We start from the raw sequence: 17,071 nt of genomic DNA, 5'->3' as shown, positions 1-17,071 counted from the left end.
GCCTCAGCGGCTCGCCGAGGCCGCCCACTCGTAGCGGTGCTCGGGGCGGCCCGTCTCGCCGTACTTCAGGGAGAGGCGGACCCGGCCGGTCCGCTCCAGGAGCTTCAGATAGCGCTGGGCGGTCTGCCGGCTCACCCCGGCCCGCTCGGCGATCTCCTGTGTCGACAGCGCGCCCTCCGCGGCGAGCAGCACCTGCCGCACCAGCTCGGCCGTCGTGGGGGAGTGTCCCTTCGGCAGCTCGGGCGCCACGGCGCCCGCCGCGAGCGCCCCGAAGATCCGGTCGACCTCGGCCTGTTCGGCCTCCCCGCCGCCCTCCAGGGTCCGCCGCAGCGCCGCGTACGCCTCCAGCTTGGCCCGCAGCCCCGCGAAGGTGAACGGCTTGACCAGGTACTGCAGCGCTCCATGGCGCATCGCCGCCTGGACCGTCGCCACGTCGCGGGCCGCCGTCACCATGATCACGTCGCTGGGGTGCCCGAGGGCGCGCAGCTCGCGCACCACCGCGAGGCCGTTGCCGTCGGGGAGGTAGTGGTCGAGCAGGAGCAGGTCCACCGGGGTCTCGGCCTCGGCGAGCCGCGCCAGGGCCTCCGCCGCCGAGTGGGCGACGGCCGCCACCTCGAAGCCCGGCACCTTGGCCACGTACGCGGCGTTGATCCGGGCCACACGGACGTCGTCGTCGACGACCAGGACGCGGATCACGGCGCCTCCCCGGACGGGGCGGGCAGCAGCGGCTCGGCCTCGTTCAGCGCCTCGGGCAGGACGACGGTGAACTCCGCGCCCCCGTCCGCGCCCGCACCGACCCGGGCACTGCCGCCCCGGCGCTCCGCGAGCCGGCGCACGAAGGCCAGGCCCAGGCCGCGCTTGCCGTGCGCCGGAGGCTCCTTGGTCGTCCAGCCCTCGGTGAAGATCAGCTCGCGCCGCTCGGCCGGCACGCCCGGGCCGCTGTCCGCGACCCGCAGGACGACCGTGCGTCCCTCGGCCACCAGCTCCACCTCGACGCGTGCGTCGAGAGTGCCGGAGGCGGCGTCCAGGGCGTTGTCGACGAGGTTGCCGACGACCGTGACCAGCTCACGCGGATCGACCAGGCGGTCCGGCAGCAGCGAGCCGGGGGCGATGCGCAGCGAGACGCCCCGCTCGGCGGCCACGGTCGCCTTGCCGACGAGCAGCGCGGCGAGCAGCGGATCACGGATCTTCTCGGTGACCTGTTCGGCGGTGGTGCGGTGCACCCCGACCACCTCGTCGATGAATTCGGCGGCCTCCTCGTACATCTCCAGTTCGAGCAGGCCGAGCAGGGTGTGCATCCGGTTGGCGTGTTCGTGGTCCTGGGCGCGCAGGGCGTCGATCAGACCGCGCGTCGAGTCCAGCTCGCGGCCCAGCCGCTCCAGCTCGGTGCGGTCGCGCAGGGTGGCGACGGCGCCCCCGTCGTGGGTGGGCATCCGGTTGGCGATCAGCACCCGGCTGCCGCGGACCGTGACCAGGTCCTCGCCGGTGGCGCGGCCGGCGAGCACGTCCGCGGTACGGCCGGAGCCCAGGACCTCGTCCAGCGGGCGCCCGGTCGCCTCGGGGCCGAGCCCGAGCAGCCGCTGGGCCTCGTCGTTCATCAGCCGGATCCTGCCGGAGCGGTCGAGGGCCACCACGCCCTCGCGGATGCCGTGCAGCATCGCCTCGCGCTCGGCGAGCAGCGCCGAGATATCGGAGAAGGCCAGGTCGTGGGTCTGCCGCTGGAGCCTGCGGGAGATCAGGTAGGCGGCGAGCGCGCCCGCCGCCAGGGCGCCGCCGGCGTACGCGAGGAGGCCGGGGATCGCGGCCAGGAGCCGGTCGCGGACGCTGTCGTACTCGATGCCGACGGACACCGCCCCGACGATCTCGCCCCTGCTGTCCCGCAGCGGCGCCTTGCCGCGTGCGGAGCGCCCCAGGGTGCCGCTGTCGATCTCCATCACCTCGTGGCCGGCGAGCACCTCGCTCGGGTCGGTGGAGACGGTCCGGCCGATCTGTGCCGGGTCGGTGTGGGACCAGCGGATCCCGCGGGTGTCCATCACCACCACGTACTCGGCGCCCGTCGACCGCCGGATCCGCTCCGCCTCCGCCTGCACCGGCCCCCGGGACGTCGGCGGGGTCGACACCAGGTCGGCGGCGAGCCTCGGGGAGGCCGTGGTGTGGGCGATCGCGAGGGCCCGGCGCATCGCCTGGTCGTCGAGCTGGGCGCTCAGCGGCGCCAGGAAGAGGCCGGTCGCCAGCACGGTCACACCGGCGGCGATGGCCAGCTGCATCAGCAGGACCTGCGAGAACATCCGCCGCGGCCACCCGAACCTGCGCCGGCGGACGGGAGGCCGCGCGGGGCTGGTGACGGCGGGACTCATGCCGGAAACCGTACGGGGACGAGGGCGCCGACCGGAAATGCCGCTGCCCGGATCCCTGGGGCGGCCTGCCTATCCTGGGGGCTTCGCGCGCGCGGGCACCGACGGCTCGCGCAGGACCGACTGCCTGGAGGAAAGACCCTTGACCACCCAGCAGATCCCCGTCGTCGTCCTGGCCGGGTTTCTCGGGGCGGGGAAGACGACCCTGCTCAACCATCTGCTGCGCAGCGCGCGCGGAACGCGGATCGGGGTCATGGTCAACGACTTCGGCGACATCGGCATCGACGCCATGACCGTCGCCGGCCAGGTCGGCTCCACCGTCTCCCTCGGCAACGGCTGTCTGTGCTGCGCGGTCGACGCGAGCGAACTCGACGAGTACCTGGAGGTGCTGACCCGGCCCGAGCTCCGCCTGGACGTGATCGTGATCGAGGCCAGCGGTCTCGCGGAGCCGCAGGAGCTGGTGCGCATGCTGCTGGCCAGCGAGAACGAGCGGATCGTGTACGGAGGTCTGGTCGAGGTGGTCGACGCCGCCGAGTTCTCCGCCACCCGCGCCCGGCACCCGGAGACCGACCGGCATCTCGCCGCGGCCGACCTGGTCGTCGTCAACAAGGCCGACCGGGTGCCGGCCGAGGAGCTGGGCACCGTGCGGGAGACGGTCGTCGGACTCGCCCCGCGGGCGGCGGTGGTCGAGGCGGCGCACGGGCGGATCGACCCGGAGCTGCTCTTCGACCGGGTCGTGCCGGAGGACGAGATCGAGGGACAGATGTCCATCGAGGACATCCTCTACGGGGAGGACGGCGCGGAGGCCGGGCACGCCCACCCGCACGCCGCCTACGACACCGTCTCCCTGAGCACGGCGACGCCGCTGGACCCGCGTCGGCTGATGGCCTTCCTCGACGGGCGCCCCGAGGGTCTCTACCGGCTCAAGGGCTTCGTCGACTTCGGCGCCGCCGACGCGGCCAACCGCTACGTCGTCCATGCGGTCGGGCGCTTTCTGCGCTTCCGCCCCGAACCCTGGCCCGAGGGCGAGGAGCGGCTGACCCAGCTGGTCCTCATCGGGACCGGCATCGACGCGGAGGCCCTGCGCAAGGAGCTCGCGGGCTGCGAGCAGAACGGCCCGGGGGACGTCCCCGACGAGCACGCCATGTGGGGCGTCCTGCGGTATGTGCCCGGCAACGAGGAGGAGCCGGAGGACACCCTCTTCTAGGCCCCCTTCCGGCCCCGCGCTTCCCGCCCCTCTCCTAGCCCCGTGCCCCGACGGGGGCGGCGCCCACCGCGGCGAGGTAGCCGTCCAGGCCCTCGGCGTCGGCGCCGGCCCAGCCCACGTACCCGTCCGGGCGGATCAGGAACAGGCCCGTGCCGTAAGCCTCGTACGCGTCCAGGCGGGCCGTGCGCACCAGGTCGCCCGCCGGGACGGGGAGCGGGACGCCGACCGCGAGCAGCGTGAAGTGCGGGCCCCGGAAGAGGTCGAAGAGCCGGCCGTCGCCGCACGGGCCGTCCGGGGCGCGGTCGCCCGCGCGCAGCGCGTCGTCGGCGAGCCCGGTCCGGGTCTCCACGGCGAGGGCCGAGTCCCGGTACCCGAGGGCGAGCTGCTGGACCTCCTCGCCGCGCTGGGTGCCTTCTCCCTCGGAGCTCGCCCGGTGGAGACGCGTGGTGATGCCGAGGACCTGGGCGGCGACGGGAAGCCGCTCGGCCTCGTAGGAGTCGAGCAGCGCCTCCGGGGCGCCCCGCCGCAGCACCTGGCCGAGCTTCCAGCCGAGGTTGTAGGCGTCCTGGATGCCGGTGTTCAGGCCCTGGCCGCCCGCGGGGGAGTGCACATGGGCAGCGTCCCCCGCGAGGAACACCCTCCCGTCGCGGAACCGGTCCGCCATCGCCGCGCGGGCACGGAAGTCGGAGGCCCACAGCACGTCGGCGACGTCCGACTCGGCGAGCGGTGTGCGCTCGGCGAGGAGCCGGCGCACCGCGTCGGGGGCGGTGTCCACGGCGGCCGACTCGTCGTCGAAGGTGACGACGAGCTGGAAGTGGTCGGCCCCGGGCAGCGGGCACAGCGCCACTCCGCCGCCCGGCGCCTGCGGCCAGACGTGCCAGTTGGCGCGGTCCACGACCGCACCGGGGGCGAGGCGGACGTCCGCGACGAGCATCGGGCGGGGGTCGACGGTCTCGCCCGTCATGCCGATGCCGAGCGCCTTGCGGACGGTCGAGCGTCCGCCGTCGGCCGCCACGAGGTAGGAGGCCCGCACCGTCTCCCCGGTGGAGAGCTCCGCCTCGACCGAGTCCTCGGACTGGCGGAACCCGGTGAGCGCGGCGCCGAACCGGACGTCGCCCCCGAGCTCCCGCAGGCGTGCGTACAGCACTTCCTGGGTGCGGGACTGCGGGATCAGCAGGATGTTGGCGTACGGCACCTGCTCGGTCGGCTCGGAGCGCGCCATCATGTCCCACTCGCCCTGCCGCTCGGCGCCGTCCCAGGCCCGCATCCGCGGGTAGAGCGAGCCCGCCGCCAGGATCCCGGGCAGCGCGCCGAGGTCGTCGAGCACCTCCTGGCTGCGCGGCTGGATCCCCTTGCCGCGCGAGCCGGGGAAGAGCCGGTCCGCCTTCTCGACGAGCAGGGCGCGCACGCCCCGGCGGGCCAGGTCGATCGCGAGCACGAGCCCGGTGGGCCCCGCTCCGACGATGACGACGTCCGTCTCCGCGGTCTTGCTGGTCTCCATGGCGTTGCCTCCCGTGTCCGCGCCCCTGGGCGCTGCCCAGTCCTTAACGACGTTAAATTCCGACCTCCCGAGGATCTCTTTAACGCTGTTAAGTTGTCAAGGGGATACCGTGACGAGGTGGCGACCAAGAAGACGAACCGGCTGGACCCCGCATCAGTGGCGGAGACGGCCCTGAGCCTGCTGAACGAGCGGGGCCTGGAGGGGCTGACGCTGCGCGCGATCGCCCAGGAGCTGAACGTCCAGGCACCCGCGCTCTACTGGCACTTCAAGAACAAGCAGGCGCTGCTCGACGAGATGGCGACCGTGATGTACCGGCGGATGGTCGAGGACCCCGAGGCCCGGCCGCCCGGCGACCTCACCTGGCAGGAGCGGATCCTCGCGGTCAACCGCGGCCTGCGCGCCGGACTGCTCCGCTACCGCGACGGCGCCAAGGTCTACAGCGGCGCCCGCTTCACCGGGACCGACTTCGCCGCGGACATGGAGCTTCAGCTGGGCTCGCTCGTCGACGCGGGCTTCTCACTGCACCAGGCGGTGCGCGCCAGCACCACGGCGTACATGTTCACCCTCGGCTTCGTCACCGAGGAGCAGGGCAGCGAGCCGGTGCCGGGCCAGCCGCGCGAGGGCTTCGACGTCGAGCGGCGCGCCGAGCGGCTCGCGGACTACCCGCTCGCGGCGGCCGCCGGGCCCGCGCTCTTCTCCGACTACGACAACGGCTTCGAGGAGGGGCTGCGCCTGATCATCGCGGGGATCGAGGCCGTCTACGCCCCCACCGGCGCCCGCCCCGCCTGATCCGGACGCGACCCGGCACGAAGGCCCCCTGTCCCGCGCGACCGCGCGGGACAGGGGGCCTTCGTCCGAGGTAGGGCTAGCCGATCGGGCCGGCCACGACGTCCACCGGCTTCGCCAGGGGCGTGCCCGAGCCGTCGCGGCGCGGGTCCGGGTCCGGAAGCTCGGAAGGCATGCCGTTCTTCTGGGCGGCGTGGGCCGGGACGGCACCCGCCCAGGCCAGGACGAGCACGTCCTCGCCCTTCAGGAAGCGCTGGCAGCGCACACCACCCGTGGCGCGGCCCTTGCGCGGGTACTGGTCGAACGGGGTCAGCTTCGCCGACGTGCCGGCCGAGGCGTCCAGCGTGCCGGTGGAACCGGCGACCGTGAACACCACGGCGTCCGCCGCCGGGTCCACCGCGGTGAACGAGATGACCTCGGCGCCCGCCGCCAGCTTGATGCCCGCCATGCCGCCCGCGGGCCGGCCCTGCGGGCGCACCTGAGAGGCCGGGTAGCGCAGCAACTGGGCGTCGGAGGTGATGAAGACCAGATCCTCCTCGCCGGTCCGCAGCTCCGTCGCACCGACGATCCGGTCGCCGTCCTTGAGGCCGATGACCTCCAGCTCGTCCTTGTTGGCCGGGTAGTCCGGCACCACGCGCTTGACCACGCCCTGCAGCGTGCCGATCGCGAGGCCCGGCGAGGTCTCGGCCAGCGTGGTCAGACAGACCACCGTCTCGTCCGCCTCCAGGGAGAGGAACTCGGACAGCGGCGCCCCGCCCGACAGGTTCGGCGCGGCCGCCGTGTCGGGGAGCTGCGGGAGGTCGATCACGGCGATCCGCAGCAGGCGGCCGGCCGAGGTCACCACACCGACGTCGCCGCGCTGGGTGGCCGCCACCGAGGAGACGATCGCGTCGTGCTTGACGCGCTTGGCCTCCGGGTCCGCGGGCGGCACCTCCGCCGTCGCCGTACGGGCGAGCAGACCCGTGGAGGACAGCAGCACCCGGCAGGGGTCGTCCGCGACCTCGAGGGACGCGGCCGCGACCGGGGCGCCCGCCGACTCCAGCAGGACCGTGCGCCGGTCGGTGGCGAACTTCTTCGCGACCGCGGCCAGCTCCGCCGAGACCAGCTTGCGCAGCTCGGCGTCGGACTCCAGGATCCCGGTCAGCTCGTCGATCTCGCCGGTGAGCCGGTCGCGCTCGGTCTCCAGCTCCAGTCGGTCGAACTTGGTGAGCCGGCGCAGCGGGGTGTCCAGGATGTACTGCGTCTGGACCTCGCTCAGGGAGAAGCGCTCCATCAGGCGCTCCTTGGCCTGCGCCGAGTTCTCGCTCTCCCGGATCAGCCGGATGACCTCGTCGATGTCGAGGAGCGCGACGAGCAGGCCCTCGACCAGGTGCAGCCGGTCGCGCTTCTTGCCGCGGCGGAACTCGGAGCGGCGCCGGACCACGTCGAAGCGGTGGTCGAGATAGACCTCCAGGAGCTCCTTGAGGCCGAGCGTCAGCGGCTGGCCGTCGACCAGGGCCACGTTGTTGATGCCGAAGGACTCCTCCATCGGCGTCAGCTTGTACAGCTGCTCCAGGACCGCCTCCGGCACGAAGCCGTTCTTCACCTCGATGACCAGGCGCAGGCCGTGGTTGCGGTCGGTGAGGTCCTTGACGTCGGCGATGCCCTGGAGCTTCTTGGAGCCGACCAGGTCCTTGATCTTGGAGATCACCTTCTCCGGACCGACCGTGAAGGGCAGTTCGGTCACGATGATGCCCTTGCGGCGGGCCGTCACCGTCTCCACCGTCGCCGTCGCGCGGATCTTGAAGGTGCCGCGGCCCGTCTCGTAGGCGTCCTTGATGCCGGACAGGCCGACGATCCGCCCGCCCGTCGGCAGGTCGGGACCCGGCACGAAGCGCATCAGCGCCTCCAGGTCCGCGTTCGGGTACCGGATCAGGTGGCGGGCGGCCGCGATGACCTCGCCCAGGTTGTGCGGGGGCATGTTGGTCGCCATGCCGACCGCGATGCCCGAGGCGCCGTTCACCAGCAGGTTCGGATAGGCAGCGGGGAGCGCGACCGGCTCCTGCTCCTGGCCGTCGTAGTTCGGCGCGAAGTCGACCGTGTCCTCGTCGATGGACTCGGTCATGAGCAGCGCGGCCGGGGCCATCCGCGACTCCGTGTACCGCATGGCGGCCGGCGGGTCGTCGTTGCCGAGGGAGCCGAAGTTGCCGTGGCCGTCGACCAGCGGGAGGCGCATCGAGAAGGGCTGCGCCATGCGCACCATGGCGTCGTAGATCGACGCGTCACCGTGCGGGTGCAGCTTGCCCATGACCTCGCCGACGACACGGGCGCACTTGACGAAGCCGCGCTCGGGCCGCAGGCCCATCTCGCCCATCTGGTAGACGATGCGGCGCTGCACGGGCTTCATGCCGTCGCGGGCGTCGGGCAGCGCGCGCGAGTAGATCACCGAGTACGCGTACTCGAGGAAGGAGCCCTGCATCTCGTCGACGACGTCGATGTCGAGGATTCGCTCCTCGAACGCGTCGTCCGGCGGCGGTGTCTTCGTGCTGCGGCGGGCCATCGCGGCTGCGGCTCCTTCACCAACAAGGTTGATCTGACGCGGACCATTGTGGACCGTCCCACTGACAACGTGGACCGCGACCCGGGCCTGAGCGCGGGCGCGGTCACGAGCGCGCCCCGATCGCGACCCGGAAGAGGGACGTCGGGCGGACACGGGAACTTCGCCAGGTGTCGGCGCGCTTGCATACAGTGGCAGGACTTTTCCACATCGCGATCGAAGGGACGTACATGCCCATGGGTCACACGGCCACGGCCGAGGCCGGCTCCGGCGGCCTGACAGCGACCGAGCACCGGCTGGCCAACGGCCTGCGCGTGGTGCTCTCCGAGGACCACCTGACCCCGGTCGCCGCGGTCTGCCTCTGGTACGACGTCGGCTCGCGCCACGAGGTCGCCGGCCGCACGGGTCTCGCCCACCTCTTCGAGCACCTGATGTTCCAGGGCTCGAAGCAGGTCCACGGCAACGGCCACTTCGAGCTGGTGCAGGGCGCCGGCGGCTCGCTCAACGGCACCACCAGCTTCGAGCGCACCAACTACTTCGAGACCATGCCCGCGCACCAGCTGGAGCTCGCCCTCTGGCTGGAGGCCGACCGCATGGGCTCGCTGCTCGCGGCCCTGGACGACGAGTCCATGGAGAACCAGCGGGACGTCGTCAAGAACGAGCGCCGCCAGCGCTACGACAACGTGCCCTACGGCACCGCGTTCGAGCGCCTGACCGCCCTCGCGTACCCCGAGGGCCACCCGTACCACCACACCCCGATCGGCTCCATGGCCGACCTGGACGCCGCCACCCTGGAGGACGCGCGGAACTTCTTCCGCACGTACTACGCGCCGAACAACGCGGTCCTCTCGGTCGTCGGCGACATCGACCCGGCGCAGACCCTCGCCTGGGTGGAGAAGTACTTCGGCTCCATCCCCGGCCACGACGGCAAGCCCGAGCCGCGTCCCGGCGAGCTGCCCGAGGTCATCGGCGGGCAGCTGCGCGAGGTCGTCGAGGAGGAGGTGCCGGCCCGCGCGCTGATGGCCGCCTACCGGCTGCCGCACGACGGCACCCGCGCGTGCGACGCCGCCGACCTGGCCCTGACGATCCTCGGCGGCGGCGAGTCCTCCCGCCTCCACAACCGCCTGGTCCGCCGCGACCGCACCGCCGTCGCCGCCGGCTTCGGCCTGCTCCGGCTGGCCGGCGCGCCCTCGCTGGGCTGGCTGGACGTCAAGACCTCCGGCGGTGTCGAGGTGCCGCAGATCGAGTCGGCCGTCGACGACGAGCTGGCCCGCTTCGCCGCCGAGGGCCCGACGCCCGAGGAGATGGAGCGCGCGCAGGCGCAGTTGGAGCGCGAGTGGCTCGACCGGCTCGGCACGGTCGCCGGCCGCGCGGACGAACTGTGCCGTTACGCGGTGCTGTTCGGCGACCCCCAGCTGGCGCTGACCGCCGTGCACCGGGTCCTCGACATCAGCGCCGAGGAGGTGCAGGAGGTCGCCAAGGCCAAGCTGCGCCCGGACAACCGCGCGGTCCTGGTCTACGAGCCGGTGAGCGCCGACAGCGACGAGGAAGAGGGAACGGACCAGTGACCGACGCTGCCGCGTCTTTGACGAGCATGACCTTCCACCCGCAGCCCCGGCCGGGCCAGGCCAAGCCCTGGGCCTTCCCGGCCCCGGAGCGCGGCGCGCTGGACAACGGCCTGACCGTGCTGCGCTGCCACCGCCCCGGCCAGCAGGTGGTGGCCGTCGAGATCTCCCTCGACGCCCCGCTGGACGCCGAGCCCGAGGGCCTGGACGGCGTCGCCACGATCATGGCGAGGGCGCTGTCCGAGGGCACCGACCAGCACACCGCCGAGGAGTTCGCCGCCGAGCTCGAGCGGTGCGGCGCCACCCTCGACGCGGCCGCCGACCACCCGGGCGTCCGGGTCTCCCTCGAGGTCCCGGTCTCCCGGCTGCCCAAGGCTCTCGGTCTGCTCGCCGAGGCCCTGATCGCCCCCGCGTTCGAGGAGTCCGAGGTCGAGCGCCTGGTGCGCAACCGGCTCGACGAGATCCCGCACGAGACGGCCAACCCGGCCCGCCGCGCGGCCAAGCAGTTCTCCAAGGAGCTGTTCCCGGCGTCCGTGCGCATGTCCCGGCCGCGCCAGGGCACCGAGGAGACCGTCGCCGCGATCGACGCCGCCGCGGTCCGCGCCTTCTACGAGGCGCACGTCCGGCCCTCCACGGCCACCGCCGTGGTCGTCGGCGACCTCACCGACGTCGACCTCGACAAGGTGCTCGCCGAGACGCTGGGCGCCTGGACCGGCACCCCGGCACAGCCGCGGCCGATGCAGCCCATCACGGCCGACGACACCGGCCGGGTCGTCATCGTCGACCGCCCGGGCGCCGTCCAGACGCAGCTGCTCATCGGTCGCGTGGGCGCCGACCGGCACGACCGCGTGTGGCCGGCCCAGGTGCTCGGCACGTACTGCCTGGGCGGCACCCTCACCTCCCGGCTGGACCGCGTCCTGCGCGAGGAGAAGGGCTACACCTACGGCGTGCGGGCCTTCGGCCAGGTGCTGCGCTCCGACGGCCAGGGCAACGGCGCGTCGATGCTCGCCATCAGCGGCTCGGTCGACACCCCCAACACCGGTCCGGCACTTGACGACCTGTGGAAGGTGCTGCGCACCCTCGCCGCCGAGGGCCTCACGGACGCCGAGCGCGATGTCGCCGTGCAGAACCTGGTGGGGGTCGCGCCGCTCAAGTACGAGACGGCCGCCTCCGTTGCGGGCACCCTCGCCGACCAGGTCGAGCAGCATCTCCCGGACGACTACCAGGCGCAGTTGTACGCGCGGCTCGCCGAGACGGGCACCGTGGAGGCGACCGCGGCCGTGGTCAACGCCTTCCCGGTGGACCGGCTCGTGACCGTGCTCGTCGGTGACGCGTCGCAGATCGAGGAGCCCGTGCGGGCCCTCGGCATCGGTGAAGTGACGGTCGTGACCGGCTGATTGAGCCGCTGTCACGCCAATGAGGGGCCCCGACGACCTGGTTCGTCGGGGTTCTCCTTTTTGTCCGTATTGCCGATAACTAATACCTAATGCCCTGTGGCATGTCTTACAAACGCGCGTGTCTGTTTGGCGATTGACTGAAGATCGGCCTAGCGTCGGTCCGGCTGTCCGCCCGTTGTACTACGCCGCATCCGCGGCAACGGACAGTCATCGCCGAGTCCCCGAAGGCGCGAGCCTGGGGAGCCGGGGACCCATATGAAGTCCCTGGGGTGAATCGGACGCCTTCGCCAGTGCGGAGGGGTCCGTAGGAGACCTTCCTGCTCCGAACCCGTCAGCTAACCCGGTAGGCGAGAGGGAAGGAAAGGATCAGCCACTTCATGGCGTTCACCCGTGCCACCGGGAAGCATCGTGGACCGAGCCGACTGGCGCGTCGCGGCGTGGGTATCGCCGGTGTGGCGACCCTGGCGACCACCGGCGTCATCGGAACCCTCGCCTCCCCGGCGCTCGCCGCCGACACGGAGCCCGCGTCCCCCGAGGACACCGGCCTCACGCAGGTCGTCACCGCCGAGTCCCTCGCCGACCGGGTCGACGCCCAGGCCGCCGCCCAGGAGAAGGAGGCCGTCGAGGCCGCCGCCCGGGTCAAGGCAGCCGCCGAGGCGAAGCGCAAGGCCGAGGCCCGCGCCAAGGAGATCCGTGCCGCCAAGGAGCGCGCCGCCCGCGAGGCCGAGCGCAAGCGCCTGGCCTCCTTCCAGCTCCCCGTGGCCGGCTCGTACGTGACCACCGGCTACAAGACCGGCGGCTCGCTCTGGTCCTCCGGCAGCCACTCCGGCATCGACTTCCACGCCGCCTACGGCAGCACCGTCGTCGCCGTCGGTTCCGGCACCGTCGTCGAGGCCGGCTGGGGCGGTGCGTACGGCAACAACATCGTCATCAAGATGAACGACGGCACGTACACCCAGTACGGCCACCTCTCCTCGATCGGCGTCTACGTCGGTCAGCACGTGACCCCGGGCGAGCAGATCGGCGTCTCCGGCTCCTCCGGCAACTCCACCGGCCCGCACCTCCACTTCGAGGCGCGCACTAGCCCCGAGTACGGATCGGACATCAACCCGATCAGCTACCTCCGCGCGCGGGGCGTCAACGTCTGACGTGTGAATCCTGTGAAGAAGTCCCGGCTCGAACGAGCCGGGACTTCTTTTTTATGCCTGTATTACCGGGCGGCATCGGAAATTCCGGCGTCCTGCAATAGAGTCGCCGAACAGGCGCCACTCGACGGGGTTTCGCGCGGATTAATACGGAGGTCGGACATGCGTGTTCCCGCGCACTCGGTATGCACGGCGATCCGGGACGACATCGTCTCCGGGGTCTTCCCACGCGGTGCCCGGCTGACGGAGGAGCAGCTAGCCCGTCGGTACGGGGTCTCCCGCGTCCCGGTCCGCGAGGCCCTGCGCACCCTGGAGTCCGAGGGCTTCGTGGTCACCCGCCGCCATGCCGGCGCCCATGTCGCCGAGCCCACCGAGCAGGAGGCGGCCGACCTGCTCGACGTGCGGACCCTGCTGGAGCCGCTGGGCGCCGCACGGGCCGCCCAGCGCCGCACCGAGGCCCACCTCAAGGTGCTGCGCGGCCTGGTCAGGCTGGGGCAGGAGCGGGCCAGGAGCGGCCAGGGCGAGGATCTGCGCTCGCTGGGCGCCTGGTTCCACGAGACCCTGGCCCAGGCCTCCGGCAGCCCGCCGCTCACCGCGCTCCTCACCCAGCTGCGGCACAAGATCGCCTGGATGTACGCGGTCGAGCCCGACGGCAAGCCCGTGGAGGCCTGGGCCGAGCGCGGCGCGATCGTCGACGCCGTCGCGCGCGGCGACGCCGAGCGGGCCCGCGCGCTGACCGCGCTGCACGTCGAGCGCGCCCTGCCGCTGTACCGGCCGAAACGGCCCGAGCGCGCGCGTGTGAGGGTTTCGCAACATGTCGTAAACACCGCGGGTCCGCGGAATTAACGCCGGCACCGTATACAAGAGGAAGGTAATGGGGAGGCGCAATTCGCGCTGCTCGAATTCGACGTTCCCTCGGTTCCCCTTCCGTGGCGCGCCGGTGCGCGCCCGTATCGGCCGGGAAATGCAAAGAGCCGCACCCACCGGAATTCCGGCGGATACGGCCCTTCGTGTGATCCGTCGTCGGGGAGGAGACGGGTCAGACGGTCTCGGGGAGCTCCTCGAGACCCTCGGCCACCAGCTTCGCGAGGCGGTCGAGCGCGGCCTCGGCGCCATCGGCGTCCGAAGCGAGCACGATCTCCTCGCCGCCCTGGGCGCCCAGGCCGAGCACCGCGAGCATGGACGCGGCGTTGACCGGGTTGCCTTCGGCCTTGGCGATCGTCACGGGGACGCCGGCGGCCGTGGCGGCACGGACGAAGATGGAGGCGGGGCGGGCGTGCAGGCCCTCGGCCCAGCCGACGTTGACGCGGCGCTCAGCCATGGTGGTTGCCCTTCAACTTTCAGCGGTTGTCTAGACCAGTCTCTCACGGGTCGCGAGATGCTCGTGCCGACCTTCGGCCCCAGTCGCACGGCCGTAAGGCCCGCCCTGAGGTGCTCCCTACCTTGCCCGGCGGGCACCCGCCGCGCGACCGGTGCCACTGTCGGACCCCGGCCGTAGTCTTGCCCCATGCAGAGCGCGTCGGAACAGTCGGAGCAGCCGGAGCACGCGTATCCCGATCACTGGGAAGCGGACGTGGTGCTCCGTGACGGCGGCACCGCGCGCATCCGGCCCATCACCGCCGCCGACGCCGAGCGCCTGGTCAGCTTCTACGAGCAGGTCTCGGACGAGTCGAAGTACTACCGCTTCTTCGCGCCCTACCCGCGCCTGTCCGCCAAGGACGTGCACCGCTTCACCCACCACGACTTCGTGGACCGGGTGGGACTCGCGGCCACGGTGGGCGGGGAGTTCATCGCCACCGTGCGCTACGACCGGATCAACGCCCAGGGCCGCCCCGCCTCGGCCCCGGCCGACGAGGCCGAGGTCGCCTTCCTCGTCCAGGACGCCCACCAGGGACGCGGCGTCGCCTCCGCCCTCCTGGAGCACATCGCGGCGGTCGCGCGGGAGCGCGGCATCCGGCGGTTCGTCGCCGAGGTGCTGCCCGCCAACACCAAGATGATCAAGGTCTTCACGGACGCCGGCTACACCCAGAAGCGCAGCTTCGAGGACGGATCCGTCCGCCTCCACCTCGACCTCGAGCCCACCGACCGCTCGCTGGCCGTCCAGCGCGCCCGCGAGCAGCGCGCCGAGGCCCGGTCCGTGCAGCGCCTCCTCGCCCCCGGCTCCGTCGCCGTGATCGGCGTGGGCCGCGCCCCCGGCGGCGTCGGCAGGACCGTCCTGCGCAACCTCCTCGACGCCGGGTACACCGGCCGCGTCCACGCCGTGAACAGCGCCCTGGGGGAGGGGCGGCACGAACTGGAGGGCGTCCCCGCCTTCCGCAGCGTCGCCGGCATCGGCGAGGCGGTCGACCTCGCCGTCGTCGCCGTCCCCGCCGAGCGCGTCCCGGAGGCCGTCGCCGACTGCGGCGAGCACGGCGTGCGCGGCCTGGTGGTCCTCTCCGCCGGATACGCGGAGAGCGGGGCGGAGGGGCGCGAGCGCCAGCGCGCGCTGGTGCGCCAGGCCCGCTCGTACGGCATGAGGATCATCGGGCCGAACGCCTTCGGGATCATCAATACGGCCGAGTCCGTCCGGCTGAACGCCTCGCTGGCCCCGCAGATGCCGGCCGCCGGCCGCATCGGGCTCTTCACCCAGTCCGGCGCCATCGGCATCGCCCTGCTCGCCGGGCTGCACCGGCGCGGCGCCGGGCTCTCCTCCTTCCTCTCCGCGGGCAACCGGGCCGACGTCTCCGGCAACGACCTCCTCCAGCACTGGTACGACGACCCCGCGACCGACGTCGTCCTGCTCTACCTGGAGTCGATCGGAAACCCGCGGAAGTTCACCCGGCTCGCCCGCCGCACCGCCGCCGTGAAGCCCGTCGTGGTCGTCAAGGGCGCCCGGCACAGCGGCAGCGCCCCGCCCGGCCACCGCGTCCCGGTCACCCGCATCCCGCACGCCACGGTCTCGGCCCTGCTGCGGCAGGCCGGTGTCATCCGCGTCGACACCGTGACCGAACTCGTCGACGCAGGCATCCTCCTCGCGGACCAGCCCCTGCCGGCCGGACCCCGCGTCGCGATCCTCGGCAACTCCGAGTCCCTCGGGCTGCTCACCTACGACGCCTGTCTCACCGAGGGCCTGCGCCCGCTGCGCCCCCTCGACCTGACGACCGCCGCCACCCCCGCCGACTTCCGCGGCGCGCTCGCTGCCGCCCTCGCGGACGACGCCTGCGACGCCGTGGTCGTCACCGCCATTCCCTGGGTCGGCGAGAACGGCGCCACCGAGTCCGGCGACGGCGAGGTCCTGGCCGCCGCCCTCCGCTCCGCCGTCGCGACCGCCCCCGGCCCGGCCAAGCCGGTGGTCGTCGTCCACGTGGAGATGGGCGCCCTGGCCGACGCCCTCGCGGAGGCCACCCGCACGCGGCCGCCGGGCCGGACCACGCAGACGGTCCGGGAGCCCGAGGCGAAGCCCGCGTCCGCACCTGGATCCACACCCGTATCCGCGCCCCCACCCGTATCCGCGCCCCCACCCGTATCCGCGTCCCCGTCCGTATCCGCGCCCCTGGCCCCGCCCGCCCCCGCGACTCACGCCGAGGGAGAGCCGAGGGAGCCAGGAGGACCGGGGGAGCAGGGAGGACCGGGGGAGCCGGGGGAGCCCGGGGAGCCGTTCACGGGCGGCGCCATCCCCGCCTACCCCGCCGCCGAACGGGCCGTGCGGGCCCTCGCCGAGTCCGTGCGCTACGCGCAGTGGCGCCGGCAGGCCGCCGCCGACCCGGGACGGGTGCCGGAGTTCGACACCATCGACGAGAACGGGGCCGCCGCCCTCATCGAGCGGGCACTCGGCCAGGAGGGCGCCGACACGCGCGGAGTGACCCTCGGCGTCGAGGACACCCTCGGGCTGCTCGGCCGGTACGGGATCGACGTCCTGCCGACGCTCCCCGCCCCCACCCCCGACGAGGCCGTCCGCGCCGCCGCCCGGCTCGGCTTCCCCGTCGCCCTCAAGACCACGGCACCGCACCTGCGCCACCGCCCCGACCTCGGCGGCGTACGGCTCGACCTGGCGACCGAGCAGCAGCTCCGCACCGCGTACGCCGAGCTCACCGAGACCCTCGGCAAGCCCGAGGAGCTCCAGCCGGTCGTCCAGGCCATGGTCCCGCGCGGGGTCGACACCGTCGTGCGCTCCGCCATCGACCCCGCCGTCGGCGCAGTCCTCTCCTTCGGCCTGGCCGGGGCCGCCTCCGAGCTCCTCGGCGACATGTCCCACCGGCTCGTCCCCGCCACCGACCGGGACGCCGCCGAGCTCGTCCGCTCCATCCGCACCGCGCCGCTCCTGTTCGGCTGGCGCGGCTCCGCCCCCGTCGACACCCCGGCCCTCGAAGAGCTGCTGCTGAGGGTCTCCCGGTTGGTCGACGACCACCCCGAGGTGGTCGCCATCTCCCTCGAACCCGTCGTCGTCGCCCCCCGCGGACTCTCCGTCCTCGGCGCGACCGTCCGCCTCGCGCCGCCCCCGCCCCGCACGGACCTCGGCCCGCGCCGCCTCCCGAGCTACTAGGAGCGCCCGATGACCGAGCCGACGAGCCCCGCGGGAGGGCGGGAGGGGGGCCCGCAGC

The 17,071-nt window shown here is 73.1% G+C and carries 12 protein-coding genes and 1 riboswitch; of the genes, 7 read left to right on the top strand and 5 right to left on the bottom strand.

Going from position 1 to position 17,071, the window contains the following annotated elements; all coding sequences use genetic code 11:
• Window positions 1-3: 3 nt before the first annotated feature.
• Together ACH414_RS29490 and ACH414_RS29485 are read right to left on the bottom strand one after the other, a co-directional pair.
• The gene (locus tag ACH414_RS29490) at window positions 4-696 is read right to left on the bottom strand and encodes a response regulator (protein ID WP_382547325.1); all 693 of its coding nucleotides are present in this window, start codon (window positions 694-696) and stop codon (window positions 4-6) included.
• Window positions 693-2,357, bottom strand: coding sequence for an ATP-binding protein (locus tag ACH414_RS29485; protein ID WP_382547322.1), 1,665 nt, complete (start codon window positions 2,355-2,357; stop codon window positions 693-695). Before ACH414_RS29485 ends, ACH414_RS29490 begins: the two co-directional genes overlap by 4 nt.
• 139 nt (window positions 2,358-2,496) lie before the next feature.
• Here ACH414_RS29485 and ACH414_RS29480 point away from each other — a divergent pair, with 139 nt between their 5' ends.
• Complete coding sequence (locus tag ACH414_RS29480; RefSeq protein WP_382547319.1) at window positions 2,497-3,561, top strand: CobW family GTP-binding protein; 1,065 nt, start codon at window positions 2,497-2,499, stop codon at window positions 3,559-3,561.
• Window positions 3,562-3,595: 34 nt separating this feature from the next.
• On the opposite strand, the gene ACH414_RS29475 is transcribed toward ACH414_RS29480, so the two are convergent.
• The gene (locus ACH414_RS29475) at window positions 3,596-5,062 is read right to left on the bottom strand and encodes an FAD-dependent monooxygenase (RefSeq protein WP_398944085.1); all 1,467 of its coding nucleotides are present in this window, start codon (window positions 5,060-5,062) and stop codon (window positions 3,596-3,598) included.
• A gap of 117 nt (window positions 5,063-5,179) precedes the next feature.
• Between ACH414_RS29475 and ACH414_RS29470 the strand changes: the two genes are divergently transcribed.
• Complete coding sequence (locus ACH414_RS29470) at window positions 5,180-5,851, top strand: TetR/AcrR family transcriptional regulator C-terminal domain-containing protein (protein ID WP_382547314.1); 672 nt, start codon at window positions 5,180-5,182, stop codon at window positions 5,849-5,851.
• 76 nt (window positions 5,852-5,927) lie between these two features.
• On the opposite strand, the gene ACH414_RS29465 is transcribed toward ACH414_RS29470, so the two are convergent.
• Entirely contained in the window at window positions 5,928-8,387 is a 2,460-nt protein-coding gene (locus ACH414_RS29465) for a DNA topoisomerase (ATP-hydrolyzing) subunit A (RefSeq protein ID WP_382547312.1), read from the bottom strand.
• 227 nt (window positions 8,388-8,614) lie between these two features.
• On the opposite strand from ACH414_RS29465, the gene ACH414_RS29460 reads away from it, so the two are divergent.
• The 4 genes from ACH414_RS29460 to ACH414_RS29445 all read left to right on the top strand — a co-directional run bounded on the left by ACH414_RS29460 (window position 8,615) and on the right by ACH414_RS29445 (window position 13,337).
• Window positions 8,615-9,952, top strand: a complete 1,338-nt coding sequence (locus ACH414_RS29460) for a M16 family metallopeptidase (RefSeq protein ID WP_398944083.1) — start codon at window positions 8,615-8,617, stop codon at window positions 9,950-9,952.
• A gap of 26 nt (window positions 9,953-9,978) precedes the next feature.
• On the top strand, window positions 9,979-11,346 hold the full coding sequence (locus ACH414_RS29455; RefSeq protein WP_382547539.1) for a M16 family metallopeptidase: 1,368 nt from the start codon (window positions 9,979-9,981) through the stop codon (window positions 11,344-11,346).
• Window positions 11,347-11,547: 201 nt separating this feature from the next.
• Window positions 11,548-11,711, top strand: a riboswitch (cyclic di-AMP (ydaO/yuaA leader).
• A 12-nt stretch (window positions 11,712-11,723) separates the two neighbouring features.
• On the top strand, window positions 11,724-12,494 hold the full coding sequence (locus ACH414_RS29450; protein WP_382547306.1) for a M23 family metallopeptidase: 771 nt from the start codon (window positions 11,724-11,726) through the stop codon (window positions 12,492-12,494).
• 159 nt (window positions 12,495-12,653) lie between these two features.
• A complete protein-coding gene (locus tag ACH414_RS29445; protein WP_382547304.1) occupies window positions 12,654-13,337 on the top strand; it encodes a GntR family transcriptional regulator in 684 nt (227 codons plus the stop codon).
• A gap of 193 nt (window positions 13,338-13,530) precedes the next feature.
• Here ACH414_RS29445 and ACH414_RS29440 read toward each other — a convergent pair whose 3' ends face one another.
• On the bottom strand, window positions 13,531-13,812 hold the full coding sequence (locus ACH414_RS29440; protein ID WP_128976898.1) for an HPr family phosphocarrier protein: 282 nt from the start codon (window positions 13,810-13,812) through the stop codon (window positions 13,531-13,533).
• Between the two features lie 186 nt (window positions 13,813-13,998).
• Between ACH414_RS29440 and ACH414_RS29435 the strand changes: the two genes are divergently transcribed.
• Window positions 13,999-17,013, top strand: coding sequence for a GNAT family N-acetyltransferase (locus tag ACH414_RS29435; protein WP_398944081.1), 3,015 nt, complete (start codon window positions 13,999-14,001; stop codon window positions 17,011-17,013).
• The last annotated feature ends 58 nt before the right edge of the window (window positions 17,014-17,071 follow it).

Source organism: Streptomyces sp. NPDC020422 (genome assembly GCF_044386705.1).
Taxonomy (GTDB): domain Bacteria; phylum Actinomycetota; class Actinomycetes; order Streptomycetales; family Streptomycetaceae; genus Streptomyces.
Note: the sequence above shows the minus strand (reverse complement) of the source record. Positions and strands in the feature narration are given on the sequence as shown.

What these genes read in the sequence shown, in the direction of transcription:
- ACH414_RS29455 (WP_382547539.1), top strand. Translation starts at nt 9,979, where the DNA reads ATGACCTTCCACCCGCAGCCCCGGCCGGGCCAGGCCAAGCCCTGGGCC.
- ACH414_RS29460 (WP_398944083.1), top strand. Translation starts at nt 8,615, where the DNA reads ATGCCCATGGGTCACACGGCCACGGCCGAGGCCGGCTCCGGCGGCCTG.
- ACH414_RS29435 (WP_398944081.1), top strand. Translation starts at nt 13,999, where the DNA reads ATGCAGAGCGCGTCGGAACAGTCGGAGCAGCCGGAGCACGCGTATCCC.
- ACH414_RS29475 (WP_398944085.1), bottom strand. Translation starts at nt 5,062, where the DNA reads ATGGAGACCAGCAAGACCGCGGAGACGGACGTCGTCATCGTCGGAGCG.
- ACH414_RS29450 (WP_382547306.1), top strand. Translation starts at nt 11,724, where the DNA reads ATGGCGTTCACCCGTGCCACCGGGAAGCATCGTGGACCGAGCCGACTG.
- ACH414_RS29440 (WP_128976898.1), bottom strand. Translation starts at nt 13,812, where the DNA reads ATGGCTGAGCGCCGCGTCAACGTCGGCTGGGCCGAGGGCCTGCACGCC.
- ACH414_RS29445 (WP_382547304.1), top strand. Translation starts at nt 12,654, where the DNA reads ATGCGTGTTCCCGCGCACTCGGTATGCACGGCGATCCGGGACGACATC.
- ACH414_RS29465 (WP_382547312.1), bottom strand. Translation starts at nt 8,387, where the DNA reads ATGGCCCGCCGCAGCACGAAGACACCGCCGCCGGACGACGCGTTCGAG.
- ACH414_RS29485 (WP_382547322.1), bottom strand. Translation starts at nt 2,357, where the DNA reads ATGAGTCCCGCCGTCACCAGCCCCGCGCGGCCTCCCGTCCGCCGGCGC.